Annotated in this window: 24 protein-coding genes and 2 tRNA genes; 10 read left to right on the top strand and 16 right to left on the bottom strand. The window is 70.0% G+C overall.

Features of this window, described 5'->3' with window-relative positions; all coding sequences use genetic code 11:
- The first annotated feature begins 31 nt into the window (after positions 1-31).
- Positions 32-550 (top strand): PPA1309 family protein, encoded by a 519-nt coding sequence (locus tag VGJ14_17840; protein HEY2834290.1) that lies wholly within the window; start codon positions 32-34, stop codon positions 548-550.
- A gap of 48 nt (positions 551-598) precedes the next feature.
- On the opposite strand, the gene pth is transcribed toward VGJ14_17840, so the two are convergent.
- Complete coding sequence (pth, locus tag VGJ14_17835; GenBank protein ID HEY2834289.1) at positions 599-1,180, bottom strand: aminoacyl-tRNA hydrolase; 582 nt, start codon at positions 1,178-1,180, stop codon at positions 599-601.
- 6 nt (positions 1,181-1,186) lie between these two features.
- Positions 1,187-1,870 (bottom strand): 50S ribosomal protein L25/general stress protein Ctc, encoded by a 684-nt coding sequence (locus VGJ14_17830; GenBank protein HEY2834288.1) that lies wholly within the window; start codon positions 1,868-1,870, stop codon positions 1,187-1,189.
- A gap of 307 nt (positions 1,871-2,177) precedes the next feature.
- Here VGJ14_17830 and VGJ14_17825 point away from each other — a divergent pair, with 307 nt between their 5' ends.
- Together VGJ14_17825 and VGJ14_17820 are read left to right on the top strand one after the other, a co-directional pair.
- Positions 2,178-2,633: a hypothetical protein gene (locus VGJ14_17825; protein ID HEY2834287.1), complete on the top strand. Its 456-nt coding sequence runs from the start codon at positions 2,178-2,180 to the stop codon at positions 2,631-2,633.
- A 261-nt stretch (positions 2,634-2,894) separates the two neighbouring features.
- Entirely contained in the window at positions 2,895-3,671 is a 777-nt protein-coding gene (locus VGJ14_17820; protein HEY2834286.1) for a hypothetical protein, read from the top strand.
- 39 nt (positions 3,672-3,710) lie between these two features.
- Here VGJ14_17820 and VGJ14_17815 read toward each other — a convergent pair whose 3' ends face one another.
- From VGJ14_17815 to VGJ14_17790, 6 genes are all read right to left on the bottom strand, one after another.
- On the bottom strand, positions 3,711-4,688 hold the full coding sequence (locus VGJ14_17815) for a ribose-phosphate diphosphokinase (GenBank protein ID HEY2834285.1): 978 nt from the start codon (positions 4,686-4,688) through the stop codon (positions 3,711-3,713).
- Positions 4,689-4,693: 5 nt separating this feature from the next.
- Positions 4,694-6,121 (bottom strand): bifunctional UDP-N-acetylglucosamine diphosphorylase/glucosamine-1-phosphate N-acetyltransferase GlmU, encoded by a 1,428-nt coding sequence (glmU, locus tag VGJ14_17810; protein ID HEY2834284.1) that lies wholly within the window; start codon positions 6,119-6,121, stop codon positions 4,694-4,696.
- A gap of 59 nt (positions 6,122-6,180) precedes the next feature.
- Positions 6,181-6,251: transfer RNA gene (locus VGJ14_17805), tRNA-Gln, on the bottom strand.
- A gap of 178 nt (positions 6,252-6,429) precedes the next feature.
- Positions 6,430-7,068, bottom strand: a complete 639-nt coding sequence (locus tag VGJ14_17800) for a TetR/AcrR family transcriptional regulator (protein ID HEY2834283.1) — start codon at positions 7,066-7,068, stop codon at positions 6,430-6,432.
- Positions 7,065-8,024 (bottom strand): acyl-CoA desaturase, encoded by a 960-nt coding sequence (locus VGJ14_17795; GenBank protein HEY2834282.1) that lies wholly within the window; start codon positions 8,022-8,024, stop codon positions 7,065-7,067. The genes VGJ14_17800 and VGJ14_17795 overlap by 4 nt, the downstream gene beginning before the upstream one ends.
- 69 nt (positions 8,025-8,093) lie before the next feature.
- Positions 8,094-8,870, bottom strand: a complete 777-nt coding sequence (locus VGJ14_17790) for a methyltransferase domain-containing protein (GenBank protein ID HEY2834281.1) — start codon at positions 8,868-8,870, stop codon at positions 8,094-8,096.
- 59 nt (positions 8,871-8,929) lie between these two features.
- Here VGJ14_17790 and VGJ14_17785 point away from each other — a divergent pair, with 59 nt between their 5' ends.
- Positions 8,930-9,424, top strand: a complete 495-nt coding sequence (locus VGJ14_17785; GenBank protein HEY2834280.1) for a MarR family transcriptional regulator — start codon at positions 8,930-8,932, stop codon at positions 9,422-9,424.
- Between the two features lie 87 nt (positions 9,425-9,511).
- On the opposite strand, the gene VGJ14_17780 is transcribed toward VGJ14_17785, so the two are convergent.
- The 7 genes from VGJ14_17780 to rsmI form a co-directional block, all read right to left on the bottom strand.
- Entirely contained in the window at positions 9,512-11,287 is a 1,776-nt protein-coding gene (locus tag VGJ14_17780) for an ABC-F family ATP-binding cassette domain-containing protein (GenBank protein ID HEY2834279.1), read from the bottom strand.
- On the bottom strand, positions 11,287-12,201 hold the full coding sequence (locus VGJ14_17775; GenBank protein ID HEY2834278.1) for a 4-(cytidine 5'-diphospho)-2-C-methyl-D-erythritol kinase: 915 nt from the start codon (positions 12,199-12,201) through the stop codon (positions 11,287-11,289). Before VGJ14_17775 ends, VGJ14_17780 begins: the two co-directional genes overlap by 1 nt.
- A gap of 109 nt (positions 12,202-12,310) precedes the next feature.
- Positions 12,311-13,156, bottom strand: coding sequence for a 16S rRNA (adenine(1518)-N(6)/adenine(1519)-N(6))-dimethyltransferase RsmA (gene rsmA, locus VGJ14_17770; GenBank protein HEY2834277.1), 846 nt, complete (start codon positions 13,154-13,156; stop codon positions 12,311-12,313).
- A gap of 9 nt (positions 13,157-13,165) precedes the next feature.
- Positions 13,166-14,191 (bottom strand): ubiquitin-like domain-containing protein, encoded by a 1,026-nt coding sequence (locus VGJ14_17765; GenBank protein HEY2834276.1) that lies wholly within the window; start codon positions 14,189-14,191, stop codon positions 13,166-13,168.
- A 491-nt stretch (positions 14,192-14,682) separates the two neighbouring features.
- Positions 14,683-15,522, bottom strand: a complete 840-nt coding sequence (locus VGJ14_17760; protein HEY2834275.1) for a TatD family hydrolase — start codon at positions 15,520-15,522, stop codon at positions 14,683-14,685.
- Complete coding sequence (metG, locus tag VGJ14_17755) at positions 15,519-17,315, bottom strand: methionine--tRNA ligase (protein ID HEY2834274.1); 1,797 nt, start codon at positions 17,313-17,315, stop codon at positions 15,519-15,521. Before metG ends, VGJ14_17760 begins: the two co-directional genes overlap by 4 nt.
- Positions 17,316-17,357: 42 nt before the next feature.
- Entirely contained in the window at positions 17,358-18,212 is an 855-nt protein-coding gene (gene rsmI / locus VGJ14_17750; GenBank protein HEY2834273.1) for a 16S rRNA (cytidine(1402)-2'-O)-methyltransferase, read from the bottom strand.
- A 165-nt stretch (positions 18,213-18,377) separates the two neighbouring features.
- Here rsmI and VGJ14_17745 point away from each other — a divergent pair, with 165 nt between their 5' ends.
- The 3 genes from VGJ14_17745 (at position 18,378) to VGJ14_17735 (ending at position 23,894) form a co-directional block, all read left to right on the top strand.
- The gene (locus tag VGJ14_17745; protein HEY2834272.1) at positions 18,378-19,910 is read left to right on the top strand and encodes a phospholipid carrier-dependent glycosyltransferase; all 1,533 of its coding nucleotides are present in this window, start codon (positions 18,378-18,380) and stop codon (positions 19,908-19,910) included.
- Positions 19,911-19,917: 7 nt separating this feature from the next.
- Positions 19,918-22,848: an AMP-binding protein gene (locus VGJ14_17740; GenBank protein ID HEY2834271.1), complete on the top strand. Its 2,931-nt coding sequence runs from the start codon at positions 19,918-19,920 to the stop codon at positions 22,846-22,848.
- Between the two features lie 233 nt (positions 22,849-23,081).
- Positions 23,082-23,894: a phosphatase PAP2 family protein gene (locus tag VGJ14_17735; GenBank protein ID HEY2834270.1), complete on the top strand. Its 813-nt coding sequence runs from the start codon at positions 23,082-23,084 to the stop codon at positions 23,892-23,894.
- Between the two features lie 28 nt (positions 23,895-23,922).
- Here the strand turns inward: VGJ14_17735 and VGJ14_17730 are convergent, their stop codons facing one another.
- Positions 23,923-24,672 carry a hypothetical protein gene (locus VGJ14_17730; protein ID HEY2834269.1) on the bottom strand — a complete coding sequence of 250 codons (750 nt, stop codon included), beginning with the start codon at positions 24,670-24,672 and terminating at the stop codon, positions 23,923-23,925.
- Between the two features lie 285 nt (positions 24,673-24,957).
- Between VGJ14_17730 and VGJ14_17725 the strand changes: the two genes are divergently transcribed.
- The 3 genes from VGJ14_17725 to VGJ14_17715 form a co-directional block, all read left to right on the top strand.
- Complete coding sequence (locus tag VGJ14_17725; GenBank protein HEY2834268.1) at positions 24,958-25,161, top strand: cold-shock protein; 204 nt, start codon at positions 24,958-24,960, stop codon at positions 25,159-25,161.
- A gap of 85 nt (positions 25,162-25,246) precedes the next feature.
- Positions 25,247-25,320 (top strand) — tRNA-Ala (locus VGJ14_17720).
- A 409-nt stretch (positions 25,321-25,729) separates the two neighbouring features.
- Positions 25,730-26,123: hypothetical protein (locus VGJ14_17715; GenBank protein HEY2834267.1), on the top strand; the 394-nt coding region annotated here is incomplete at its 3' end.

Genomic DNA, 26,123 nt, shown 5'->3' with positions numbered 1-26,123 from the left:
AACCCGCCCGGTCGGCCCCTATCGTGACCGGGTGGACCCCGCGCTGCACACGTTCCTGGTAGAGCTCGGCGAACAAGTGGCCACCGAGGGCTGGGACCAACCACCGCGACTGTTCGCGCTGTTCGCCATCGCGGACCTGCAACGCGATGCCCCGGCGGCCGCGCGTCGGCTGGGCGTGGCCGAGGTAGACCCACATGCGACGCCGTGGACTGCCCGCGAGACCCCGTTCGACGCCGGCGAAGGACTCGATGACGCGTTGGGTCAAATCATGTGGGACGACGAGGTCGCCGGGTGCGCGCTGGTGCTCGAGTTGCTAACGCTGCCGTCCTCCACGCAGGCCGAACTGCCGGACGACCGCGCGGCGGCGCAGCGGTTCGCGGCCGACCATCCCGACCGCGCCGAACTGCGCGTGGTGGTGGGCGTGCTGCGGGACGGCACCCGCGACGCCACCGTCCGGCTGCGCGACGAGTTCCGATCGGATCCAGTGCTGTTCGGTGCCGACCTGGCCACCGGCGTGGCCCGGATCCTGCTGGCGACGTTCGACGACTGAGTGCGCTCGGGCCAACGGCACCGGCACCAGGAGTGACGCCCCGTCGAGTCAAGAATTGAAGGCGTTCTGCGCCTTCTCCAGCCCGTCGGTCACCAACATCTGAACCGCATCCGCGGCCCGGTCGATCTCCAGGTCCAGATCCTTGCGCTCGGCGGCGTTGAAGTCGCGCAACACGAACGCGGCCGCGTCCATCCGACCCGGCGGACGACCCACCCCGAAGCGCACCCGATGGAACTCCCCGGTGCCCAACGAGCGACGCAGAGACCTCAGCCCGTTGTGCCCGTTGTCGCCGCCGCCGAGCTTGAGCCGCAGCGCGGCGAACGGAAGGTCCAGTTCGTCGTGGACGACCAGCAAGCGCTCGGCCGGGACGTCGTAGTACTGCACCAACCCGGCGACCGGGCCACCGGACTCGTTCATGTAGGACCGCGGCCGGGCGAGCACCACCCGTGGCCCGCCGGGCCCACCGAACCGGGTCTCGGCTACCTCGGCACGCGCCTTGTGTCCCTTGAACGACGACCCCGTGCGCTCGGCAAGGACGTCGAGTACCAGGAACCCGATGTTGTGCCGGTTCGCGAGGTACTGGGGCCCCGGATTTCCCAATCCGACGACGAGCCAGCGCTCATCGTCCATGCAGGGCTACTCGGCGGACTCGGCCGGGGCGGCCTCCTCGGCGGCGTCGGCGGTCTCGACGGTCACCGACACCGCCTCCGGCTCCGGCTCGTCGCGCTCGATGCCCAGTTCGGCCTCGGCGTCGGCGAGCTCGGCCTCCAGCGCGGCCTCACTCTGCGGCAACGTGACATTGACGACGAGGTGCTCGGCGTCGGTGACCAGCTCGACGCCGGTGGGCAACTCGATCTCCTTGGCCAGGATCTGCGAGCCGGCCGGGCGGCCCTCGATGTTCACCTCGAAGAACGCCGGGATGTTGGTCGCCTCGGCCAGCACCTCGAGCGTGGTCAGCTCGGAGACCACGATCGTGTCGGGCGCGGCGTGGCCCACCACGTGCAGCGGGACATCGACCTTGACCTTCTCGCCGCGGCGCACCATGAGCAGGTCGACGTGTTCCAGCACGCCGCGCACCGGGTCGCGCTGAATATCCTTGGGCAGCGCCAATTCCTCGCTACCGTCGGCGAAGCCGAGGGTGAGCAGCACGTTCGCGGTCTTCAGCGCAAGCATCAGCTCGTGCCCGGGCAGCGAGATGTGGCGCGGGGCCAGACCGTGCCCGTACAGCACCGCCGGCACCTGGTGGTCGCGACGGATGCGACGGGCGGCACCCTTGCCGAACTCGGTGCGGGCCTCCGCCTTGATGCGGACCTCGGACACGGGGGTGCTCCTTCAAAATTGCGCGGACGGTGGTGCGGTCAGGTCGGGCGGCTCGACGCGGGCAGAGTGCGCGCGGAGGACCGACGCGCTCCGTCGATGACGGAGGGCTTCCCCTCCCTCGCCGGGCAACCGTGGCAGCCTATCCGACCGGTGGACGCTGCCCGCGTCGGCCCAACCCCGGTCCAGCGAATGATCAAGATTCCCTTCTGTCCCACTAGTTATCAGTAATCACATCTGTCCCATATGTCCCGGACACCGCAGAGTGAGGGCACCAGCTCGCGTACTCGATTCCGGGAGGACCTGCCCCATGACCTCGCCGCGCCCCACCGACCTGAACTTCGCCCTGCCGCCCGGCTTCGTGCCGGCCGTCCGTCCCGTGCCCGCGGTGGAGAGCACCGCACCGGTCGCCGAGCCCAAGCCGCGCGCCCCGCGCAAACCGCGCGCCGCGACCACCAAGGCCGCCGCGCCCAAGACCACCACCGCAAAGCCGACTGCGCCGAAGACCACCACCCGGCCGCGCACCACCCCCGCGGTGAAGGAGATCGTCGAGCACGAGGCCGGGCGCATCCTCGAGGACGCCGCGCGCACCGCGGCGGACATGCTCGCCGCGGCCCGCAGCACCGCGGCCCGGCTGGGCGCCGAACTGGCCGCCGAGCACGAGCAGCGTCGTCGGGAGATGGAGGACGCAGTCGCGGACCTCGCCGACTACCTGGACGAGTTGGCCCACCGGCTGCGCACCCGCGCGGCCCTGGCCGTGGAGTAGACCGGGGGAGACAGTGAGGAACGCCCGGCCGGGCGCAGGCGATCGTGTGCCCACCGGCCGGGCGTTTCGCACGGGCCGACGGCTGCAATTCTCCCGACCGGAACCGCCGCTTCCCACCGCTTCGCCAACTGTGGCCGGGTCCGTCCTGTCCGCCGTTCGGGTGAATGTCCAGCTCATCCACAGATCTACCCCCTTGGGGCCATCACTCTGACGGCCCTCCGGTGGACACCCCACCGGAGACTTCTCCCGAGGGGGACCTTCGTGATGAACCAATTCGGCAAGCCGCTCGCTGCCACCCTGGCCCTGTCCGCCCTGGCGCTGTCGACCAGTCTCGCCGCGCCGGCCGGTGCCGCGACCGCCGCAACGGGGAGCACCTCCTGCCGCGGTGTGGCCGTGTCCATCGCGGGCACGACCGTCGGCGACGCCAATCCGCAGCAGAAGCCGTGCGCCGCCGACAACCAGGCGATCGTCGACAAGAACGTGTCGCTATTGCTCGGCGGCATCAGCCTGCAAGCGCTGCAGGGCGTCACCACCCTGACCAACGGAGGGGGCTTGGTGCGGGAAACCGCGGCGGCCACCGTTGCGTCCGTGGACGTGAACCTGCTCGGGCTGGACCTCATCCAGGCCACGGGTATCAAGGCGGTCACCGGGACGGTGGCCAACACCGCGTGCACGGCCTCGCAGTCGGCCGGCCTGTCGGTGCTCTCCGCAATCAGCGTGCTCGGCCAGACGATTTCTCTCGATGGCGGCAAGCCGCTGACCGTGAGGCTGCCGCTCGGCCTGGGCGCGGTCTACGTGAACCAGCAGGTCGTCACCGGGAGCTCGATCGTGCAGCGGGCGCTGTTCATCGACCTGCCCGGCACCTTCCTCGACGTGATCGTCGCCCAGGCATCCACCGGCTGCGCCGCCGCCACGTCACAGGAGGTGCAGTCGATGACGATCCAGCAGGACAAGCCCAGCGATGCGCTGGTCCGTTCGGTGCGGGCCCGTATCGAGCGCCTGCGTGACGGGCAGCAGTCGCAGCAGCAGCAGCACTGATCTCGGCGAGCGGCACCGCCGGAATCCCGGTGGCGCCGCTCAGCCCTGGCCGTCGAACAAGCTGGTCACCGAGCCGTCGTCGAACACCTCGCGGATCGCCCGGGCGATCAACGGGGCAATGGACAGCACGGTGAGCTTGTCGAACCGACGCTCCTCCTCGATGGGGAGCGTGTTGGTCACCACGACCTCGGAGATCCGGGAGTTCTTCAGCCGGTCCACGGCCGGCCCGGACAGAATCGGGTGGGTGGCCGCCACCAGTACCTCGGCGGCCCCCTGCTCGAACAGCGCGTCGGCGGCCTGGCTGATGGTGCCCGCGGTGTCGATCATGTCGTCGACCAGCACGCACACCCGGCCCTCGACCTCACCGACGACCTCGTGCACCTTCACCTGGTTGGCCACGTTGGGGTCGCGCCGCTTGTGCACGATGGCCAGCGGGCAGCCCAGCCGGTCGGTCCACATGTCGGCCACCCGCACCCGGCCGGCATCCGGGGAGACCACGGTGAGCCGGGAGCGGTCCACCCGGTTGCCGACGTAGCGGGTGAGCAGCGGCAACGCGAACAAGTGGTCCACCGGACCGTCGAAGAAGCCCTGGATCTGCGCGGTGTGCAGGTCGACGGAGATCAGCCGATCGGCACCCGCGGTGCGGAACAGGTCGGCGAGCAGTCGGGAGGAGATCGGCTCGCGGCCCTTGTGCTTCTTGTCCTGCCGTGAGTAGCCGTAGAACGGCACCACCACGGTGATCCGCTTGGCCGAGGCGCGCTTGAGCGCGTCGACCATGAGCAGCTGCTCCATGATCCACTGGTTGATCGGCTGCGCGTGGGACTGGATCACGAAGGTGTCCGCGCCGCGCACCGATTCCTGGAAGCGCACGTAGATCTCGCCGTTGGCGAAGTCGTAGGCGGTGGTCGGGGTGAGCTCGATGCCGAGGTTCTCCGCGATCTCCAGGGCTAACTCCGGGTAGGCACGACCGCCCATCACGAGTAGCTTGCGCTCCCCCATGCTGGTAATGCCCGTCATGCGGTCTACTCCTGCTCGTCGTGCTGTGCGGCCTCGGCGGCCGCTGCCGCCTTGGTCCCCGGACGCTTGCGAATAACCCAATTCTCGACGTTGCGCTGGGTGCCACGGGCCACGGCCATCGCACCGGGCGGTACGTCCTTGATGATGACGGATCCGGCCGCGGTGTACGAGCCCGCACCCAACGTAACGGGCGCCACCAACATGGTGTCGCTGCCCACCCGGACGTGGTCACCGACCACGGTGCGATGCTTGTCCACCCCGTCGTAGTTCACGAACACGGTCCCGCAACCGATGTTGGACCCCTCGCCGATGTCCCCGTCGCCCACGTAGCTCAGGTGTGGCACCTTCGAGCCCGCCCCGACGGTGCTGTTCTTGATCTCCACGAAGGCCCCGGCCTTGGTCCGGGGCCCGAGGCGGGTGCCCGGCCGCAGGTAGGAGAACGGGCCGACCGTGGCACCCGGTCCGATCTGCACGTCGGTGGTGTGACTGGCCAGCACCGTGGCACCCGCGCCCACCACGGTGTCGGTCAGCGTGCTGTTCGGGCCGATGTCGGCACCCACAGCCACCGCTGTGTCCCCGTGCAGCTGAGTGTTCTGACGGATCGTCACGTCCGGTTCCAGGGTGACGCCGACATCGATCCAGGTGCTGGCCGGGTCGATGACGGTGACCCCGGCGCGCATGTGTCCGTCGAGCACCCGGGCGTTGAGTGCGCGGCCCAACTCGGCCAGCTGCACCCGGTCGTTCACGCCGAGGATCTCGTGATGGTCGGCGGTGGTCGAGGTGGCCACCACCGCACCGGCGGCGCGGGCGATGGCGACCACGTCGGTGAGGTACTCCTCGCCCTGGCTGTTGTCCGCGGACAGCTTGCCCAGCGCCTCCCGCAGCAGCCGGGCGTCGAAGGCGTAGACCCCGGAGTTGATCTCGGCGATCAGCTGCTGGGAGACCGTGGCGTCGCGCTGCTCCACGATCGCGGCCAGCGCGCCGTCGTCGTCGCGCACGATGCGTCCGTAGCCGGTCGGATCCGGCACCACCGCGGTGAGCACGGTGACCGCCGCGCCGCCGCCGCGGTGCGCGGCCAGCAGGTCACCCAGCGTCTCGGTCCGCAGCAGCGGCACGTCCCCGCACACCACCAACACGGTGCCGGTGACGTCCGGTGCGGCGGCCTGCAGGGCCACCCGCACGGCGTGCCCGGTGCCGTTCTGCTGCTCCTGAACCGCGGTCAGCGCGGCCGGGGCGACCTCGGCCAGGTGTTCGACGACCTGCTCCCGCCCGTGCCCGACCACCACGACCACCCGCTCCGGCGCCACTCCGTCGGCCGCGGCCAGCGCGTGCCCGAGCAGCGACCGGCCGCCGATCGGGTGCAGCACCTTCGGCAGGGCCGAGCGCATGCGCTTGCCCTCACCGGCGGCGAGCACCACCACCGTCACGCTCATCGGTTCCTCCCCCACGGAGACATTGGCGCCCTCGCTACCACTCGGGCGGCGGCAGACCGCTCCCGGGAGAGGATTCGAACCCCTATAAATCGGACCAAAACCGATTGTCCTGCCATTAGACGACCCGGGATCAGCGCCCCCGACGTTACTGGGTCGCCGCGCTCGACAAGTGCGAAGCCCGGCGGCCTACCCGCGAGGCCCAGCATGCGTTTCGAAAGCCATGTGACGGGAGAGGCGGCGCGAACGCCTCGCGCGTCGCAACCTGCATCAGCACCCTGCGCATGACATGCGCCCCGTGCCCGCCCGGTTCAGCTGCCCGCGGTGATCAGCCCCGGCTTGGCCTCCAACCCGGACAACCCGTTCCACGCGAGGTTCACCAGGTGCGCGGCGACCTCGGTCCGCTTGGGCTTGCGGACGTCCAGCCACCACTGCCCGGTCAGCGCGACCATGCCGACCAGCATCTGCGCGTACATCGGGGCCAGCTTCGGGCTGAACCCGCGGGCGGCGAACTGCTCGACCAGGATGTGCTCGACCTGGCTGGCCACGTCGGAGAGCAGGCTGGCGAAGGTGCCGGTGGACTGGGCGACCGGTGAGTCGCGGACCAGGATGCGGAACCCGTCACTGGAGCTCTCGATGTATTCCAACAACGCCATCGCGGCCTGTTCCAGCAGCTCCCGGGGATGACCGCTGGTCAGCGAGTTCGTCATCCGGTCCAGTAGCTGCTGGGTCTCCCGGTCCACGACGACCGCGTAGAGGCCCTCCTTGCCGCCGAAGTGCTCATAGACCACCGGCTTGGAAACGCCTGCCTTCGAGGCGATCTCCTCCACCGAGGTACCCTCGAACCCCCGCTCGGCGAACAGCCGACGGCCCACGTCAAGAAGCTGCTCGCGACGCTCCTGACCGGTCATCCGCACCCGGACCGCGCGCGCCTGGTCCTGCGCGGTCATGTTTCGACAGGGGGCCCCTGGGCGCGCCGGGCCGCCAACCGCTTGGGGTCGGGCCAGCGCACGTGGCTGGCCCACCCGAATTTCTCGAACATCTTGATCAACATCGCGGAGGTGTCCACCTGCCCGCGCAGCACCCCGTGCCGGGCCGAGGTGGGCTCGGCGTGGTGCAGGTTGTGCCAGGACTCACCGAACGACGGGATGGCCAGCCACCACACGTTGCCGGACTTGTCCCGGCTGCGGAACGGGCGGGAACCGGCCACGTGACAGATCGAGTTGATCGACCAGGTGACGTGGTGCAGCACGGCGATGCGCACCAGCACCGCCCAGAAGAACGCGGTGAAGATGCCCTGCCAGGACCACGACCACAGGCCGCCGATCACCGGCGGGACCAGCGTGGACAGCGCGACCCAGGTCGGGAAGTGCCGGGAGATCTTGACCACGTCACGGTCGGCCAGTAGGTCCGGCGCGTACTTGTGCTGCGGGGTCTGCTCGCTGTCGAACAACCAGCCGATGTGCGCGTGGTAGAGCCCACGGATCAGACCGATCGGACCGCTGCCGTACGCCCACGGCGAGTGCGGGTCCTGCTCCTTGTCGGAGAACTGGTGGTGCTTGCGGTGGTCGGAAACCCAGCGCACCAGCGGACCCTCGACGGCCAGGCTGCCCATGATGCCCAGAGCGATCTTCAGGCCGCGGCGGGCGCGGAACGCGCCGTGGGTGAAATAGCGGTGATAGCCCACCGTGATGCCGAAGCCGGTGAACAGGTAGCAGACGCCGGCGATCACCGCGTCCCGCCAGGTCAGACCCCAGCCCCACATCACCGGCACCGCGGCAGCGACCGCCAGTAGCGGGACGATGATGAACAGCGCCAGCGTGGCCTGCTCGAGCCATCCCTTGGTCTCGTTGCCCATGGTCGCCGAGACCGCCTGTTTCGACGGTGGCGCGACAGTCGTGCTCATTGGCAGTTCGGCCTCTCGCTGCAAGGGGACGCCAGGACAACGGTCTCACACTCGCCCGGGGGTGGCGATTCAGTCCGGGCGACCCGCCACCACGAACAGCCGCCGGAACGGCCAGGTGGTCAACCCGTGCCGGTCCGGCGGATAGGCGGCGCGCAGCGCGGCCGCGTATTCGGCCTCGAAGGCGTGCCCGGCCGCGGGGTCGTCGGCCAGCGCGGTGAGCACCGGGCGCAGCGCGGTGCCGCGCACCCACTCCAGCACCGGGTTGGCGCCGGTCAACCGATGTTGATAGGTGATTTCCCAGACGTCGAGCACCTCGCCGGGCCCACCGAGTCGATTCAGGTAGTCGGCCGGACCGGGCATCTCGTGGTGGCGCAGCACACCGTCCAGCCGGTCCCGCCAGGCCGGACCCGTACACAGTTCGCGCAGCAGCGTGTGCGCGGGTTGATCCCAGTTGGCGGGCACCTGCAGGGCCAGTCGCCCGCCCGGTTGCAGCGCCGCCAGCCAGCCCGGCAGCAGGTCCAGGTGACCGGGCACCCACTGCAGCGCGGCGTTGGTGAAGATCAGGTCGTAGGCCTGCTCGGGCCGCCAGGACGCAATGTTGGCCAGGCCGTACCGCGCGCCGGAGGCCGGGATTTCCTCGGCGGCGGCGATCATCTCCGGCGAGGAGTCCAGGCCCAGAGTGTCCGCGTCCGGCCAACGTGCGGCGAGCAACCGGGTGGAGGTGCCGGTGCCGCAGCCCAGGTCGACGATGCGGCCCGGATCGGACAGCGCCACGGCGGCCAACAGGTCGCGGGCCGGTCGGGTGCGATGGTCGGCGAACTCCAGGTAGACCTGCGGATCCCACATGCTGACCTCCGCGAGCACTATATCTTGATGTCAAGAATCTTGGCGACTACACTCGAGGCATGCAGGATGAGGTTGACCGACTGGTCGCGGCGTGGCGCCGGGAACGACCCGACCTCGATGTGAGCCCGTTGGAGGTGCTCAGCCGGATCAGTCGGCTGGCCCGGCACCTGGACCGGGCCCGGCGTGACGCCTTCTCCGAGCACGATCTGCAGCAGTGGGAATTCGACGTGCTCTCCGCGCTGCGCCGCTCCGGATCGCCCTACCGCCTCTCGCCCGGCGCGTTGCTCACCCAGACGCTGGTCACCTCGGGCACCATGACCAACCGCATCGACCGGCTCACCGCACGCGGCCTGGTGCGCCGCGAGCCCGACCCGCACGACCGGCGCGGGGTGCTGGTGTTACTCACCGAGGCCGGCCGGGACCGGGTGGATGCCGCGTTCACCGACCTGTTGGCGGGTGAGCAGGGCCTGCTGAGCGGTCTGACGCAGCGTCAGCGCGAATCGCTGGCCGGCCTGCTGCGCGACCTGGTCGTGCCCTTCGACAACGCGCCCTGACCGCAACACGCCAACTTCGGGCCGTGTAGCAACCCATCAGGGGCTCGCGATACGTTGCTCAGCGACCCGAAGATGTGTGTGTCGGCGTTACTCGGCGGCCTCGGCGAGGGTGAGCCACTCCTCCTCCAGTGCGGTCCGTTCGTCCAGCAGGGCGCGCAGGTCGGCGTCCAACGCGGCCACCTTGACGTGGTCGGAGGCATGCTCGGCGAGCTCAGCGTGCAGGTCGGTCTCCAGCGACGTGATCTTGTCCAGCCGCCGTTCGATGCGTACCAGTTCCTTGCGCGCCGCCCGGGCGTCGCCGGACACCGACGCCCGCACCGCCTTGGGCGCCGGCGCCGGGGCTTGCGCCGCAGCCACGTCGTGACGACGCGTCAGATATTCGTCCACCCCGCCGGGCAGCATGCGGATGCGGCCGTCGCCGAGCAACGCGACCACAGTGTCGGTGGTGCGCTCCAGGAAGTACCGGTCGTGGCTGACCACGATCAGCGAGCCGGGCCAAGCATCGAGCAGGTCCTCCAACTGGGTGAGCGTCTCGATGTCCAGGTCGTTGGTGGGCTCGTCGAGCAACAGCACATTCGGTCCGGTCATCAGCAGCCGCAGCAGGGCCAACCGGCGCCGCTCCCCGCCGGACAGGTCGCCGATGTGCGCCCACTGCCGGTCACCGACGAAGCCGAATCGCTCCATCAGGTCCGACGCGGAGACGTCCTTCTTACCCAGCGTCACTGTGCCTGCGACCCGCTCCACCGACGCCAGCGCGCGGTCGGTCGGGTCGAGTTCAACGACGTTCTGCGACAGGTAGGCCAGGCGTACGGTCAGCCCGCGCACCACCTTGCCGGCGCCGGGGGCGAGCTCGTCGGTGAGCAGCCGCAACAGCGAGGTCTTGCCGCTGCCGTTCACCCCGACCAAGCCGACCCGGTCACCCGGACCCAGCGCCCAGTCGACCCGCTTCAGCAGGGTCTTCTCCCCCATCTGCAGGGTGACCTGTTCGAGTTCGTAGACGGTGCGGCCGAGCCGGGCGGCGGCGAATCGGGCCAACTCCACGCTGTTGCGCGCCGGCGGTTCGTCGGCGATCAACGCGTTGGCGGCGTCGATGCGGAAGCGCGGTTTGCTGGTGCGCGCGGGCGGGCCGCGGCGCAGCCAGGCCAACTCCTTGCGCATCAGGTTCTGCCGGCGGGTCTCGGTGGCCGCGGCAATCCTGGCCCGCTCGGCCTTGGCCAGCACGTAGGCCGCGTAGCCGCCCTCGTAGGCGTGCACCGCGCCGTCGGCGACCTCCCAGGTGCGGGTGCACACCGCGTCCAGGAACCACCGATCGTGGGTGACCACCAACAGGGCACCGGCCCGCGCCGCCAGATGGCCGGCCAGCCAGTCAATGCCCTCCACATCCAGGTGGTTGGTGGGCTCGTCGAGGATCAACAGATCGGGATCGGCGATCAGCTCGCGGGCCAGCCCCACCCGTCGGCGTTCGCCACCGGACAGCGGTCCGATCGCGGTGTCCAGGCCCGCGGGGAAGCCGGTCGCCTCGAGTCCGCCGAACAGTCCGGTGAGTACGTCGCGGATCTTCACCTCCGACGCCCAGTCATGTTCGGCGCGATCGCCGAGCACCGCCTGCCGGATCGTCCACGTCGGGTCCAGTTCGTCGGTCTGGGACAGCATGGCCACCCGCAGGCCGCCGACATGGGTGACGCGTCCCGCGTCGGCTTCCTCGCCGCGCGCGACCACCCGCAGCAGCGTGGACTTGCCCGCACCGTTGCGACCGACCACACCGATCCGCTCACCGACCGCCAGCCCCAGCGACACCGCGTCGAGCAGCACGGTCAGTCCGTAGGCCTTGGTGACCGACTCCAGGTTGACCAGGTTGGACATCAGTCGCTGATCACCCGCGCACCCGGCACCGGACCGGTGGCCCGCCGCACGTCGCGGCACACGCCCAGCGCGCTCAGCGCGACCGCCACGTCCAACGCGGCTTCCGCATCGGCAACCAGGAACGCGCAGGTGGGGCCGCTGCCGGAGACCACCGCGCCGAGTACGCCCAACTCCTGCCCGGCCTGCAGGGTGCGGGCCAGCCCGGGGCGCAGCGACAGCGCCGCGGGCTGCAGGTCGTTGGACAACGCCTGGCCCAGCGCCACGGCGTCCCCGGCCCGCAACGCGCTCATCAGGGCCGGGTCGGCGACCGGGTCGGGCACCGCGGCACCGGCCCGCAGCCGGTCGCACTCGGCGTAGACCGCGGCCGTGGACAACCCTTCCGGGTCCACCGCGAGCACCCAGTGGAACACCCCGCGCCCCAGCACCTCGGACAGTCGATCGCCCCGTGCCACGCCCAGCGCGGTGTTGCCGAGCAGCGCGAACGGCACGTCCGCGCCCAACCCGGCCGCGAGGTCGTCGAGCTCGGCACGGGACAACGCGGTGCCCCACAACGCGTCGCAGGCCAGCAGCGCCGCCGCGGCATCGGCACTGCCCCCGGCCATGCCACCCGCCACCGGGATCGCCTTGCGGATGCGCAGCGCCACCCTGGGCTCGACACCCACCTTCGCGGCCAGGGCGACCGCGGCGCGCACCGCGAGGTTCCCGTCGTCGGTGGGCACCCCGGAGACGTCGGTCGCGCTGGCCGCGCCCTCGATGGCCACGCTGAGGTCGTCCGCGGGGCAGGCCGTCACCTCGTCATGCAAGGAGATCGCCTGGAACACGTTCGCCAGATCGTGGTAGCCGTCGGGGCGCCGCAAGCCCACGGACAGCTGCAGGTTGACCTTCGCTGGGACGCGTACGGTCACCCCCGCCATGCCAGTCACCGCGGCAGGTTATAGGGCACCCGGCCTGCGCATGACATGCGCAACGTGGCCTTGTCGTGCGGCTGGACGCCTGACCGGGCCATTCTGCGGATGTCATGCGTTATGAAGGGGGCGCCCAGGCCGCGATCCGCACGAAGTCGTCGATGTCCAGCGACTCCCCCCGGGCCGCGGGATCAACCCCCGCCGCGCGCAAGCGTTCCTCCGCGGCGCTCGCCGAGCCGGCCCAACCGGCCAGCGCCGCCCGCAATGTCTTGCGCCGTTGCGCGAACGCCGCGTCGATCACCGCGAACACCGCCGCCCGGTCCGCGTCCGGGGCGGGTCGGCGGCGCAGCAGCACCAGCCCGGAATCGACCCGGGGTACCGGCCAGAACACCGCCCGGCCGACCGCACCCGCCCGGCTCACCTCGCCGTACCAGCGGGCCTTGACCGAGGGCACCCCGTAGATCCGACTGCCGGGCGCCGCCGCCAACCGTTCGGCCACCTCGGCCTGCACCATGACCAGCGCGGTGTGCAGCGACGGGAAGATCTCCAACGCATGCAACAACACCGGTACCGCGACGTTGTAGGGCAGATTCGCGACCAGTGCCGTCGGCGCGGCCGGTAGGTCCTCGACGCGCAGCCGCAATGCATCGGCGGCATGCACGTGCAACCGGGCGGCCAGCTCGGGCGCGTGCGCGGCGACCGTGCCGGGCAACGCGGCGGCCAGCACCGGGTCGATCTCCACCGCGCGGACCGCGCCCACCACGGGCAACAGGGCCAGGGTCAATGACCCCAGCCCCGGCCCGATCTCCAGCACGGTGTCCGCCGGGCCGACGCCGGCCACCCGCACGATGCGGCGCACCGTGTTCGGGTCGATGACGAAGTTCTGACCCAGCGTCTTGGTCGGGCGCACACCCAACTCGTCGGCCAGCCGACGCACGTCGGCCGGACTCAGCAGGTCCGCCACCCGGCGAGGCTATTTGTCGTACAGGTGACGCCCGCAGACGGGCCACTGATGAGCGCCGTCGCGTTTGTAGAGCAGCTGCGCTCGGTAGGTCTGCTCCTCCGCGCCGGCCTCGGTGGGCTTGCCGTGGCCGCCGACCGAGTGCCAGGTGGAGGCACTGAATTGGTACATGCCGTAGTACGGGCCCGCTGGGCTGACCGCACGCGGGTCGCCGTGCGACTCACACATCGCCAGTGCGGCCCAGTTCAGTCGGCCGGTACCGGCCACCACGGCGTACTTGCCGGCCTTGGTGCCCACCCGCACGATCTCGGTGACCGGCTGGCGCAGCACTCGGCTCGCCAGGGTGTTCTTGCCGGCCGGCTTGCCGTCGCGGCGCACCAGGTTGAGGGTCACTTCCTTCAGGCCCGGCACACCCTTGGTGATGACCTTCCGCTCCCAGGGGAACATCGTCTTGTCCGGGATCTTCTTGACCTGGAAGGGGATGTCGACCTTCACGGTCATCAGCTTGGTGTCGATGCGGACCACGCGGATGATCGCGCCGTCCATCGGAGTCGCCTCGAGCTGCGGGTTCACCTGGTCCTGCGGGTCCAGCGTGATGCCAGTCGCCAGCAGCAGTTCGCGGATCGTGCCCGCGGCGGTCTGCAGGTGACGCGTGCGCCCGTCGGCGATCACCGTGACGTCGCGCGGGGTGAGCACGCGCAGCGCCAGGCCCTTGCGGCCGATCGGCTCGGAGCGCGAGGCCGAGACGTACAGGTTCTCGTCGCGCAGCCCGAGCTGATCGAGTGCCTCGTTGACGTTGGTGGCGGTCACCCAGACCTTGCGGTCCTGCCCGTCGACGTCGAGGTCGAGGGGTCGACCGAAGCGGACCGCGATGCGCTGCCCCTCGCCGACATGGGCGCCCGGGTCGGGCACCACCGAGTCGTGCGGGCCGATGGCGATGCCCTGGCGGGCCAGCACACCCTGCACACTGGAGGCGAAGGTGTGCACCTTGTTGGTCTTGCCGTCCACCGTCAGTTGGACGGTCTTGTCAAAGCTCACGAATGCGGAAACGCCCGCAACCATGGCCGCCAACACGAGGGCGTGGACCGCCCAGCGCGTAGCAGCTGATGGTTTGTTCGTCGGCACAGGACTCCAGCCCTCGATCCCCCCGGGCACGGCGGCTCGGAAGCGGCGGTTCCTGAGGCGGCGGCGTCAGGGCGCTTCCGGGCGGTGGGGCCGACCCCGGCTGATGATCGTGGACACTAACCAGAAATCGCATAGATGGGCAAACACGCTTGATCAATAAACGAAAGTGATCAACGTCACCAATCTAGAAATTCCTGCCACGCCCGTCTCTCGGGCACCGCTGGACTGTAAACGGCGCAACAGTTGCGTCCACCGGCGAACGAACAGAGCTTTGCTCGGGCTTGCCGAGGGCGACACACCGTTCAAATTGGGACGAATCGCTCTCGCCTTTGCACTCCGTGAGAGACATGTCACCCAGGGTGGTAGACACGCGCTGCGCGACACGCCGAGCCGGGCGTGTCGCCTCAGAACGGACCGAACATCCGGGCCGCCGTGGCGGCCACAGCGGTGCCGAGATTTTCCTCGTCCATGCCTTTGACCTGCGCCATTGCGCGTAGCGTCAACGGGATGAGGTACGGCGCGTTGGGGCGCCCACGATGCGGCAGCGGGGCCAGGAACGGCGCGTCGGTCTCCACCAGAATCTGGTCGACCGGGGCGAGGGCCAGCGCGTCACGCAAGTACTGATTGTTCCGAAATGTGACATTTCCGGCGAAAGACATGACGTATCCGCTTTCCGTACACGCTTTCGCCATCTCCGCATCGCCGGAGAAGCAATGGAACACAACCCGCTCCGGCGGACCCTCGGAACGCAGAATTCGCAATACGTCGTCGTGGGCATCGCGATCATGGATGACCAGCGTCTTTTGGTGGCGTTTCGCAATGTCGATGTGACGTCGGAATGACTCCTGCTGAGCGGCCCAGCCGTCTTCACCGGTGCGGAAATAATCCAGGCCGGTCTCCCCGATGCCGCGCACCACGTCGAGGGCGGCGAGGGCGTCGATCTGGCCCAGCGCGGTCTCCAACGCCGCACCGGGCAGCCGCGGGGCCTGGTTGGGATGCAGCGCGACGGTGGCCCAGACCGCGTGGTGCTCGGCGGCCACCCGGGCCGCCCACTGCGAGGACGGCACATCGATGCCGATCTGCACCAACACGTTGACCCCGACGGCCGCGGCCGCCGCCACCGCGTCGCCCACCTCGGTTTCCTGCAGATCGAGGTGGGTGTGGGAATCCGGCACCGGAACGCGCAGTGGCTCCGGTGCGGGTGGCAACTCGGCCGGCGTGGACTCCCCGCGGACCGGGCTCACCCGCCGCCCTCCAGGCGGGCCAATTCCTCGGCCACGATGGAATCCTCCAGCTTCGCGAAGATCGGGGTGGGCGCTGCCAAGGGCGTGCCCGCGGTGATCTCCCGCGAACCCCACACCGCCGCGGTGCGGTAGTCGCCGCGCAGCACCGAGTAGGGCTCGCCGCCCTCCTGGGTGACCTCGACCCGCTCCGGCTGCCCGGACCACACGTCGGAATTGCCGAGCAGCTCATGCACCCGCTGCGCGGAGTGCGGCAGGAACGGGGTGAGCAGCGCCTTGCAATCATCGATGAGCTGCAGCGCGGTGTGCAGCACGGTGGCCTGCCGGGCCGGGTCTTCCTTGAGCTTCCACGGCGCCGTGTCCGACAGGTACTTGTTGGCCGCGGCGACCACGGACATGGCCTCGGTGATGGCCGCCTTTTGTCGCGACCGGTTCAGCGAAGCACCCACCGTTTCGAATGAGGCCCTCGCAATTGCGAGCACTTCGCGGTCAATATCCAGAAGTTCGTCGGCTGCCGGAACCTCGCCGAAGTTCTTCGCCGCCATCGAAACGGTGCGGTTGACCAGGTTGCCCCAGCCGGCCACCAGCTCGTCGTTGTTGCGCCGCAAGAATTCCGACCAGGTGAAATCGGTGTCCGCGTTCTCCGGGCCGGCCACCGCGAGGTAGTAGCGCAACGCGTCGGCGTGGTAGCGGGCCAGGAAATCCTTGACCAGGATCACCACCGAGCGCGAGGAGGAGAACTTCTTGCCCTCCATGGTCAGGAACTCACTCGAGACCACCTCGTCGGGCAGGCTGAGGTCGCCCAGCTCGCCGGGCGTGCCGCCCCTGGCGCCGTGACCGCCATAGCCCAGCAGCAGCGCGGGCCAGATCACGGTGTGGAAGACGACGTTGTCCTTGCCCATGAAGTAGTAGGCCTCGGCGTCGGGGTTCTGCCACCACGCCCGCCAGGCCTCGGGGTCACCGGTACGACGGGCCCACTCGATGGACGCCGACAGGTAGCCAATGACGGCGTCGAACCAGACGTAGAGCCGCTTGTCGGAGCGGTCGCGCCAGCCGTCCAGTGGCACCGGGACGCCCCAGTCCAGGTCGCGGGTGATGGCCCGCGGGCGCAGGTCCTCGACGAAGTTCAGCGAGAACTTGATGACGTTGGGCCGCCAGTCCCCACCCTTGGACTGCAGCCAAGCGCCGAGCGCCTCGGTGAACGCGGGCAGGTCCAGGAAGAAGTGCTCGCTCTCGACGAACAGCGGCGTCTCGCCGTTGATCCGGGACACCGGGTTGATCAGGTCGACCGGGTCCAGCTGGTTGCCGCAGTTATCGCACTGATCGCCGCGAGCGCCGTCGTACCCGCAGATCGGGCAGGTGCCCTCGATGTAGCGGTCGGGCAGCGTGCGACCGGTGGACGGCGAGATCGCGCCCATCGTGGTCTTCGGCACGATGTAGCCATTGCGGTGCAGGCCCAGGAAAATTTCCTGCACCACCGCGTAGTGGTTCACCGTCGAGGTGCGGGTGAACAGGTCGTAGGACAGGCCCAGGCCGCGCAGATCCTCGGCGATGACCAGGTTGTAGCGGTCGACAAGTTCCCGCGGGGTGACCCCCTCCTTGTCGGCTGCCACCTGGATCGGCGTGCCGTGCTCGTCGGTGCCGGAGACCATCAGCACGTTGTTCCCGGCCATCCGCTGGTAGCGGCTGAACACGTCGGACGGGACACCGAAACCGGCCACGTGGCCGATGTGGCGTGGTCCGCTGGCATAGGGCCAGGCGACGGCCGTGAGGATGTGCCGGGGCGTGGAGGGCATGCCGGTGATCCTAGGCGGACGCGTGTGACGACCTCTGCGCCATTACCGGCGGCCCTTGGCCGCCACCACGGCTTCGTAGACGGTGCGCTTGGGCAGGCCGGTGGCCACGGCGACCGCTGCGATCGCTGATTTCCGGTCCGCGCCCGCGGCCTGCCGCGCGGCCACCAGGCCGGCGAGGTCGACGGTCTGTGGGTCCACCGTCGTCTCGGGCGCGCCGGCCACGACAACGGTGATCTCCCCGCGCACCCCGTTCGCCGCCCACCGCGCGAGCTCCCCCAGTTCGCCGCGGCGCACCTCTTCATATGTCTTGGTCAGCTCCCGGCAGACCGCCGCCGACCGGTCCGCCCCGAACGCGGAAGCCATCGCGCCGAGCGAGGCCGCCAGCCGGTGCGGGGCCTCGAAGAAGACCAGCGTCCGTGGCTCGTCGGCCAGCGCCGCCAACCGACTGCGCCGCGGCCCGGCTTGGCGCGGCAGGAACCCTTCGAAGCAGAAGCGGTCCACCGGCAGCCCCGACACGGCCAGCGCGGCGAGCACCGCGGACGGCCCCGGCACCACCGTGACAGCTATCCCGGCCTGCACCGCGGCGGCGACGAGCCGATAGCCGGGGTCGGCCACCGACGGCATCCCCGCGTCGGTGACCAGCAGCACGCGCGCGCCGCCGCGCAACTCCTCGAGCAGACCCGCGGTGCGCCCGACCTCATTGGCCTCGAAATACGACACGATGCGCCCGCTCAGCCTCACGTCCAACGCCGCCGCCAGGCGACGCAACCGCCGGGTGTCCTCGGCGGCGATGACATCGGCGGTCTCCAGTTCGGCACGCAACCGCGGGGTCGCATCGGCCGGGTCGCCGATCGGCGTCCCGGCCAGCACCAGAACTCCCGCCGATTGCGACTCCACGCCCCCATCTTCCACGCGCGACACCTCCGCTCCTGGCGTGTGGGGCTATCACTGGCGTGGGATAGCCGCACACCTCAGGACAGGTGGGGGCTGTCGGCTTGATCGGACACGCGCACCGGTTCGCCGGGCGCAGGGCCGGGCCTCCGTAGCATGGCGCCGGTGGTGATGCAGGGGGTGCGGACGGAGCCCGACGTCGCGTCGGGGTCGAAGCGGCTGCACCCGCGGTCGCTGATCGAGCCGATGCCGGGCGGCCTGTGGGCCTGGCTCGGTCCGGCGTTGGTCACCCTGTTGGCCGCCATCGTGCGGTTCTGGCGGCTGGGTCGGCCGCACGCGGTGGTCTTCGACGAGACCTACTACGTCAAGGACTCCTGGAGCCTGCTGCACCACGGTTACGAGCAGGCCTACATCGACAACGCCGATCAGAAGATGCTCGACGGGCAGACGCACATCTTCACCGGGCACCCCACGTTCGTGGTGCACCCGCCGGTCGGCAAGTGGCTCATCGCCCTCGGCGAGGCCGTCGGCGGGCTCAACCCCACCGGCTGGCGGTTGTCCGTCGCGGTCATCGGCACCGCGTCCGTGTTTCTGCTGTGCCGTATTGCGATGCGAATGACCCGCTCGGTCGTGCTCGGCTGCGTGGCCGGTCTGCTGCTCGCCCTGGACGGGCTGGCCGTGGTGATGAGCCGCACCGCGCTGCTGGACGGGATCCTCGCGTTCTTCGTGCTGGCCGCGTTCGGCTGCCTGGTCATCGACCGCGACCACGTCCGCGAGGGCCGGGCAGGCCCGCGCTATCTACCTCGTCCCTGGCGCTGGGCGGCGGGTGTTTGTTTCGGCCTCGCCCTGGGCACCAAGTGGTCCGCGCTGCCGTTCCTGGCCGCCTTCGGACTCATGGCCCTGCTCTGGGACTTCGGCCTGCGCCGACAAATCAGCGGGTGGCGCGGTGCGGCGCGGGCCACCCTCCGTCGCGATCTGCCCGGCGCCGTCGGCGCGTTCGCTCTCCTGCCGGGCGTGGTGTACCTGGCGAGCTGGACCGGTTGGCTGGTCACCGACGGTGGTTGGTCCCGACAGTGGGCGCGGGGCCGTTCCGGCGGCTTCCCGATGCCCGACGCGCTGCGTTCGCTGATCCACTACCACCATGAGATCGACTATTTCCACACGCATCTGACGGAGCATCACCCCTACCAGTCCAACCCGTGGGGTTGGCCGGTGCTGGCCCGTCCGGTGGCGTACTACTCCACCGACCTGTCCTACGGCCAATCCGATTGTCACGCCTCGTCCTGCGTGCGTGAGGTGCTCGGTCTGGGCACGCCCGTGTTGTGGTGGACGGCCTGCCTGGCGGCGTTGTACATGGTCTGGCGTTGGGCCGGTGCCCGCGACTGGCGGGCGGGCGCGGTGCTGGCCGGCATCGCGGCGGGCTGGCTGCCCTGGTTCCGCTACGGGCAACGTCCGGTCTTCTACTTCTACGCGATCGACTTTCTGCCCTTCCTCATTCTCGGCCTGGTGCTGGCGCTGGGCGCCATGATTGGACCCGCACCCGCGCCGGCCGGCGCCCGGCGCCGCCTGGTCGGCGCGACTGCCGCCGGTTCGGTGGTGGTGCTGGTCGTGGTGAACTTCTTCTACATCTATCCGCTGTTATCCGCCGGGACGCTGTCCAGACCGGACTGGCTGGCCCGGATGTGGTTCCGCACCTGGATCTGAGGCCCTGATGGAGTTGGTGCCCGACCTGCTGGCCCGACCGGCGCGCCAACTGTGGTCCGCCGCCGGCAACGCGCTGGAGTTGGCCCGTTTCGGCGGTTTGGACACCGGCGAGGCGCCGAGCCCCTTCGACGTGGTGGCGCACACCTCGATGTTCCGGCTACGCCGCTACTTCCCGCCCGCGCCGGGCACGGCCACCGGCCCGGCATTGATCCTGGTCCCGCCGCTGATGATGAGCGCGGAGGTCTACGACGTGTCCCCGGCCACCAGCGCCGTGGCGATTCTGCACCGGGCCGGGGTGGACCCCTGGGTGGTGGACTTCGGCGCCCCCGAACACGAGCAGGGTGGTCTGCAACGCGACGTCGCCGACCATGTCCGCGCGGTCAGCGAGGCCGTCGACCGGGTGGTCGAGCAGGTCGGTGGCCCGGTACACCTGGGTGGCTATTCCCAGGGCGGCATGTTCGCCTACCAAACCGCCGCCTACCGGCGCTCGGCAGATCTCGCCGGCCTGGTCACCTTCGGCTCCCCCGTCGACTTTCGCGCGAGCCGGGTCTTCGGCGTGCTCTCTGAACAGATGGTCAGCGACGTGTTGGCCGCGCTGGCCGACAACGTGCTGGTGCACGTCAGCCTGCCCGCCTGGGCGAGCCGATTCGGCTTCCGGCTGCTGGACCCGGTGAAGTCGGTGCGCGGTCGGCTGGACTTCCTGCGCCAGCTGCACGATCGGGACGCGCTGTTGCCCCGAGAACGCCAACGCCAGTTCCTGGACAACCACGGCTACGTGGCCTACCCCGGCCCCGCGGTGGCCGACCTGGTCAAACAATTCGTCGCGCACAACCGCATGTTGTCCGGTGGTCTGGTGGTGGGCGACGTGGTTGCCACGTTGGCCGACATCAGCTGCCCCGTGTTGATCTTCGTCGGCTCGGTGGACACCATCGCACCGCCGGCCTCGGTGCGCGCCATCGTCCGGGCCGCCCCGGCCGCGGACGTCCATCAATGCGTCACCCCGACCGGCCACTTCGGCCTGGTCGTGGGCGGCGGCGCGTCCCGGCGCACCTGGCCGACGGTCGCCGGGTGGCTGGCCTATCAGGACGGCAGCGGCCCCTACCCGGACACGGTCAGCCCGCTGGGCGACGAGGACGCGGCCGACGAGGGCATCCCGAATCCGATCGGCGCCGGGGTGGAGAGCACCGCCGCCCTGCTGTCCGCGGCCCGCGCCGTCGGCCTGTCCGCCCTGGACCGCGCCAGGTCCGCCGCCGGCTCGGTGGTGGGCGTGGTGCAGGCCGTGCCCGGACTGGCCCGGCTGGAGCACGCCCGCAACGACGGCCGCGCCTCGGTCAGCGCCCTGCTCGCCGAGCGGGCCCGGCGCAACAGCGAGGACACTTTCTTCGTCTATGACGGGCGCGGCCACACCTACGCCGCCGCACAGGCCCGGGTGGACGCGGTGGTGCGGGGACTGCTCTCGGTGGGCGTCGGCCAGGGCGAGCACGTCGGCGTACTGATGCGGACCCGGCCCAGCGCGCTGACCGCGATCGCCGCGCTGAACCGGATCGGCGCCGTGGCGGTGTTGCTCCGCCCGGACGGACCCACGTCCCGAGAGGTGGCGTTGGCCGGGCTGCAGCGCACCATCGCGGACCCGGAAAACCTGTCCACCGCCCGGGCGGCCCGGCTCGAGGTGCTGTTGCTGGGCAGCGGAGAACGCGAGCCGCGGCGCGGGGTGATCGACCTGGAGGCCATCGACCCGGACGCGGTCGCGCTGCCCGCCTGGTATACGCCGAACCCCGGACGCGCCGGGGATCCGGCCTTCCTGTTGTTCGCCGGCGAGGGCCGGGAAATCCGGATGACCCGGATCACCAACGGCCGCTGGGCGTTGTCCGCCTTCGGCACCGCGTCCGCGGCCGGGCTGCGGAGCACCGACACCGTGTACAACCTGGCGCCGCTGCATCACGCGGGCGGGTTGCTCACCGCGGTGGGCGGCGCGCTGGCCGGGGGCGCGCGCTTGGCAATGGCCGGCGCGACCGACCCGCAGACTTTCTGGACCGAGGTGCGTCGCTATGGAGTCACCGTTGTCCCCTACACCTGGACCTCACTACGCCCGCTGATCGAGGCGACGCCGGGTCCGGCCGAACGCCACCACCCGGTGCGCCTGTTCGTCGGCTCCGGCATGCCCGGCTGGTTGTGGCGGCGGGTGCGGGATCGCTTCCCAACGGTCGGGGTGCTGGAGTTCTTCGCCACCGGCGAGCAGGACGTGGTGCTGGCCAACACCAGCGGGGTGAAGGTCGGCGCCAAGGGTCGTCCGCTGCCGGGTAGCGCCGAGGTGCGACTGATCCGGTGGAACGTGGACAAGTCCCGGCCGGTCACCGGCCCGGACGGCTTCGCCGTGGAGTGCGCGGACGACCAGGTCGGGCTATTGGTGGCGGCCGCCGGGCCGAATGCGGGTGGCGATCGGCTGCTGCGCGGCCTGTTCTCCCCGGCCGACCGTTGGTCGTCCACCGAGCATCTGTTCCGCCGCGATGCCGACGGCGACCACTGGCTGGTGGCCCGGCTGACCGATCTGGTGCACACCAGGAACGGCGCCGCCGCGCCGGCCGCCGCCGAGGACGCCCTCGGGGCGCTGCCGAACGTCGAGCTGGTTGTCGCGCACGCCGAGGAGGACCCGGGCGGCGGCCCGGACCGGTTGGCTGCCGCCCTGGTGTTGCGCCCGGGCACCTCGGTGTCCGCCGAGGCACTCAGCGCGGCGGTGGCGGGCTTGTCCCGGGCCGACCGACCCGATCTCATTCGAGTGGTTGCCTCACTGCCGGTGAGCGCCTGGGGACGTCCGCACCGCACCGCGGCGGCCGCCGCGGTCAGCCCGAGCGACCCCGGGTGGACCCTCGCTCCGGCCGGCTACTACTGGACCGGCCCGGCCGCCATCGAGGCCCAGCCGCCCTCCGGACCGCGATAGGCTGAACAGAACCCGAGAATTTTTGTGTGGTCCCGGTCACATCGCCACCGATTTGCCCCACGTCACGGGCCCGAGCGCCGCTGGTAGCCCCGCAGGTCACCTGGCGGATGCCCCGAATTCGGCTATTCTCGGTCGACTCGTCATCCGGTTTGTCCTGGACCCGTCCCGGTCAGGTCAGGGCTAGGAGATCGTGTCCCCGCCGCACCCGAGTAAGGACGGGAGGCAAGGACGCCGTGGTCGACACCGCGCAGCCCACTTCGGCCGCGGCCCGCGCCGAGCCCATTGCGCTGCGCACCTTCTCCCGCGAGCTGATCGCGATGACCTTGTTGTTCTGCGTCTACAAGTTCGGTCGCCTGCTCGACAACCACGACGCCACCACCGCACTGGCCAACGGCCGCAAAGTGCTGCACTGGGAACACGTCATGGGCCTGCCCAGTGAGCTCGCGGCGCAACACTCGCTGCTCACCGCGCACTGGATCACCGAGTTCGCGAACGTCTACTACGCGGTGGTGCACTTCCCGGCGACCATCGCATTCCTGATCTGGATGTTCCTCAAGCGTCCGCTGATCTACCCCGCGGTGCGGCGCGCGATGATCTCGATGACCGCCATTGGGCTGGTTCTGCACCTGATCTTCCCGCTGGCCCCGCCGCGGATGTACACCGACCTGGGTTTCGTGGACACCGCCAAGCTGTACGGACCGCTGAATGTCTACGCGGGCGATCCCAACCACGCCACGCTGATCAATCAGTACGCGGCGATGCCCAGCCTGCACGTGGGGTGGGCGATGTTGGTCGCGGCCGGCCTGATCGCCTCCTGCAGATCCAAGTGGCGCTGGCTGTGGCTGCTGCACCCGACATTCACCGTGATCGCCGTGGTCGGCACCGCGAACCACTACTGGATCGACGGAATCATCGCGTGCCTGCTGCTGGCCACCGTGACGTGGGCGCTGGGTCGGACTCCGCTGCCCTGGAGTCGGGTGGTCCCGGCCCGATTGCGCGGCGGTTCGGACAAGGCCCCGCAGGGCCCGGAGCCGTTCGCCGCCTGAGAGCTGGGTCAGCGGCCGAGAGTGCTCATCAACGACCGGAGATGCTGGCCGCCCGATCCCGCTGGTGCGGGATCCGCACCTCCTGCAGCGTGCGTCCGAAGCGCAATCCACCACCCACCAGGTCCATCTCGACCAGCTCCGGCTCCACGTGCTCGCCGGCCTGAGCCGCGGCCCAGGCCACGTAGCGCAGCCATTCCAGGCTCGAGCCCCGGTTGTCCGGGTTGGACACCCCCGAGGAATCCGGCAGGCGGGCGGCGATCTCGTCGTTGAGGATCAACGGCTGCACACCTGGTCCGCCGCGGCGGTATCCGGCGAAATAAAGCAGCCGGGTGGCCATGTCCCCGTCGAACTCGCGCAGTCGACAGGTGGTGCGGAACGCCAGGTAGGCGGTGCGCAGGTCGGCGATGGACAGCCGCTCGTTGCGCAACACCTCCAGCGCCTGCTCGGTGCGCTCGCCGGTGGGATCGTCGGCCAGGGTGCGCAGCGCACGGCGTCGGCCGTGCGGGTTGTCGGCATGAGTCCACATCAACGTCGCACCGAGCAGTTCGCGGGCGCCGGCCTCACCGTCGCGCCAGCGGTAGGCGATCGCGAACACGTCGCGCCGCCACAGCTGTCCGTCGGTCGGGAACTGCCGGGGCCATGCGTCCTCGGGCAACGCGGCGCGCCAGCGCCCCGCGTCGAGGTGGCTGGGGCCGGGCTCGCCGCGCAGCGCCCGGGACCGGTCAGGTTCGGGCTGCGGCCGGCGGGCGGTACGCCACCGGAAATGGACGTTGATCATGGCGCTTCACGGTAGGCGTGCCCCGGTTCGTACGGGGTCGTGCTGGTCCGTCCGAGTGAGCCGACCTGCAGGAACGGCACGAACGTGCGCCGCGTCAGGTCACAGTTGCGACACCCGGGTGTGCTAGCGTCCCCCCAGGTTGCAGCCAAGTAGTTCCCCGAACGTTCTCGAACGCCCGCGGACACCCCGGTCCGTAGGGCGTTTTTTGTTCAGGAAGCCGGTGTTGCCGCCGGGGTCGCGATTCTGCGACTCATCAACCGTGTGGCACATAAGGAGCACAACAGCATGACCCAGGGCACCGTGAAATGGTTCAACGCCGAAAAGGGTTTCGGCTTCATCGCCCAGGACAACGGCGGCGCCGATGTCTTCGTCCACTACTCGGCCATCCAGACGACCGGTTACCGGACGCTGGAGGACAACCAGCGCGTCGAGTTCGAGATCGTCCAGGGCGCCAAGGGCCCGCAGGCGGAGAACGTCCGGGCTGTCTAGCCCACGAACTCCTGTTCGGCCCGGACCCGTCCCGGCGGGTCCGGGCCGATGCACTTCTCCCTGATAACCTCGCACCCGTCCGTTTGGGGCTGTGGCGCAGTCCGGTAGCGCACCTCGTTCGCATCGAGGGGGTCTGGGGTTCAAATCCCCACAGCTCCACCCGTTCCTGCAGGTCAGGGGCCAGTTTCGGAATCCCGAAGCTGGCCTCGCTGTCGTCTTGTCAGCAATTTGTCAGCAGATCGTCGCGGATGGCCCTGGACCGTGCTGGACCGTGCTGACTCTGGGCTCACCTGCAGCCGGACCGAAACAGTCGACGGGCGGCCGGAGGTGGTCGGACCACGGCTCGGACCGAGCGAGCCGGACAACGACGTTGTCGTCATCCGGCATACGGTCGGGGGCGACGCGCTCGGTCCGGACGATCAGACGCCCGACGGGCTTCGTCGATATACGAGATCGCAGTCGGCTGTCCAAGTTCCCGAGGAATCCGCCGCGGTATTGGGTGTGCTTCCTCGCCAGTGGCGGGCGCCGCTCGCGTCTCCTCGTTGTCTTCGAGAACTTCGGCGAGGTCGTGGAGGAACGCACGGGTGAGCACCGGTTCTACGACCTGCGTGAGACCGCGGTCCTGTCCTCCCTCCTCGGTCGGCTCGTCATCGAATGGGGCAAGGACGCCATCAACTGGAGCAAGAGCGGGACCTCGGCAGCGCACCTGCCCGTCGTGCAGATTGCCGACCCGGACGCGGTGCCGTTCCCCGGCTTCGACAGCGTCCTGCTCAGCCATGCCGAGCTGCAGACCGTCATGGGTGACCCGCGGTACGCAATATGGCGAACCGCTCTTGGGTCCGTGCAGGGCATCTACCTGATCGCCGACACCAGCACGGGAAGGCTCTACGTGGGGAAGGCAGACGGATCGGGGCGGGTCGCCCCCGCAAAGAGGTGCGAACGAGAACACCAACGGCCTGCTG

This window comes from Sporichthyaceae bacterium (genome assembly GCA_036493475.1).
Lineage (GTDB): Bacteria > Actinomycetota > Actinomycetes > Sporichthyales > Sporichthyaceae > DASQPJ01.
This window is presented reverse-complemented; position numbering and strand designations above follow the sequence as displayed.

Excerpts from the sequence above, each read along its gene's own strand:
- pth (HEY2834289.1), bottom strand. The coding sequence starts at position 1,180 with ATGGACGATGAGCGCTGGCTCGTCGTCGGATTGGGAAATCCGGGGCCC.
- VGJ14_17825 (HEY2834287.1), top strand. The coding sequence starts at position 2,178 with ATGACCTCGCCGCGCCCCACCGACCTGAACTTCGCCCTGCCGCCCGGC.
- VGJ14_17815 (HEY2834285.1), bottom strand. The coding sequence starts at position 4,688 with ATGACGGGCATTACCAGCATGGGGGAGCGCAAGCTACTCGTGATGGGC.
- glmU (HEY2834284.1), bottom strand. The coding sequence starts at position 6,121 with ATGAGCGTGACGGTGGTGGTGCTCGCCGCCGGTGAGGGCAAGCGCATG.
- VGJ14_17800 (HEY2834283.1), bottom strand. The coding sequence starts at position 7,068 with ATGACCGCGCAGGACCAGGCGCGCGCGGTCCGGGTGCGGATGACCGGT.
- VGJ14_17795 (HEY2834282.1), bottom strand. The coding sequence starts at position 8,024 with ATGAGCACGACTGTCGCGCCACCGTCGAAACAGGCGGTCTCGGCGACC.
- VGJ14_17790 (HEY2834281.1), bottom strand. The coding sequence starts at position 8,870 with ATGTGGGATCCGCAGGTCTACCTGGAGTTCGCCGACCATCGCACCCGA.
- VGJ14_17785 (HEY2834280.1), top strand. The coding sequence starts at position 8,930 with ATGCAGGATGAGGTTGACCGACTGGTCGCGGCGTGGCGCCGGGAACGA.
- VGJ14_17780 (HEY2834279.1), bottom strand. The coding sequence starts at position 11,287 with ATGTCCAACCTGGTCAACCTGGAGTCGGTCACCAAGGCCTACGGACTG.
- VGJ14_17775 (HEY2834278.1), bottom strand. The coding sequence starts at position 12,201 with ATGGCGGGGGTGACCGTACGCGTCCCAGCGAAGGTCAACCTGCAGCTG.
- metG (HEY2834274.1), bottom strand. The coding sequence starts at position 17,315 with ATGCCCTCCACGCCCCGGCACATCCTCACGGCCGTCGCCTGGCCCTAT.
- VGJ14_17745 (HEY2834272.1), top strand. The coding sequence starts at position 18,378 with ATGCAGGGGGTGCGGACGGAGCCCGACGTCGCGTCGGGGTCGAAGCGG.
- VGJ14_17740 (HEY2834271.1), top strand. The coding sequence starts at position 19,918 with ATGGAGTTGGTGCCCGACCTGCTGGCCCGACCGGCGCGCCAACTGTGG.
- VGJ14_17730 (HEY2834269.1), bottom strand. The coding sequence starts at position 24,672 with ATGATCAACGTCCATTTCCGGTGGCGTACCGCCCGCCGGCCGCAGCCC.
- VGJ14_17725 (HEY2834268.1), top strand. The coding sequence starts at position 24,958 with ATGACCCAGGGCACCGTGAAATGGTTCAACGCCGAAAAGGGTTTCGGC.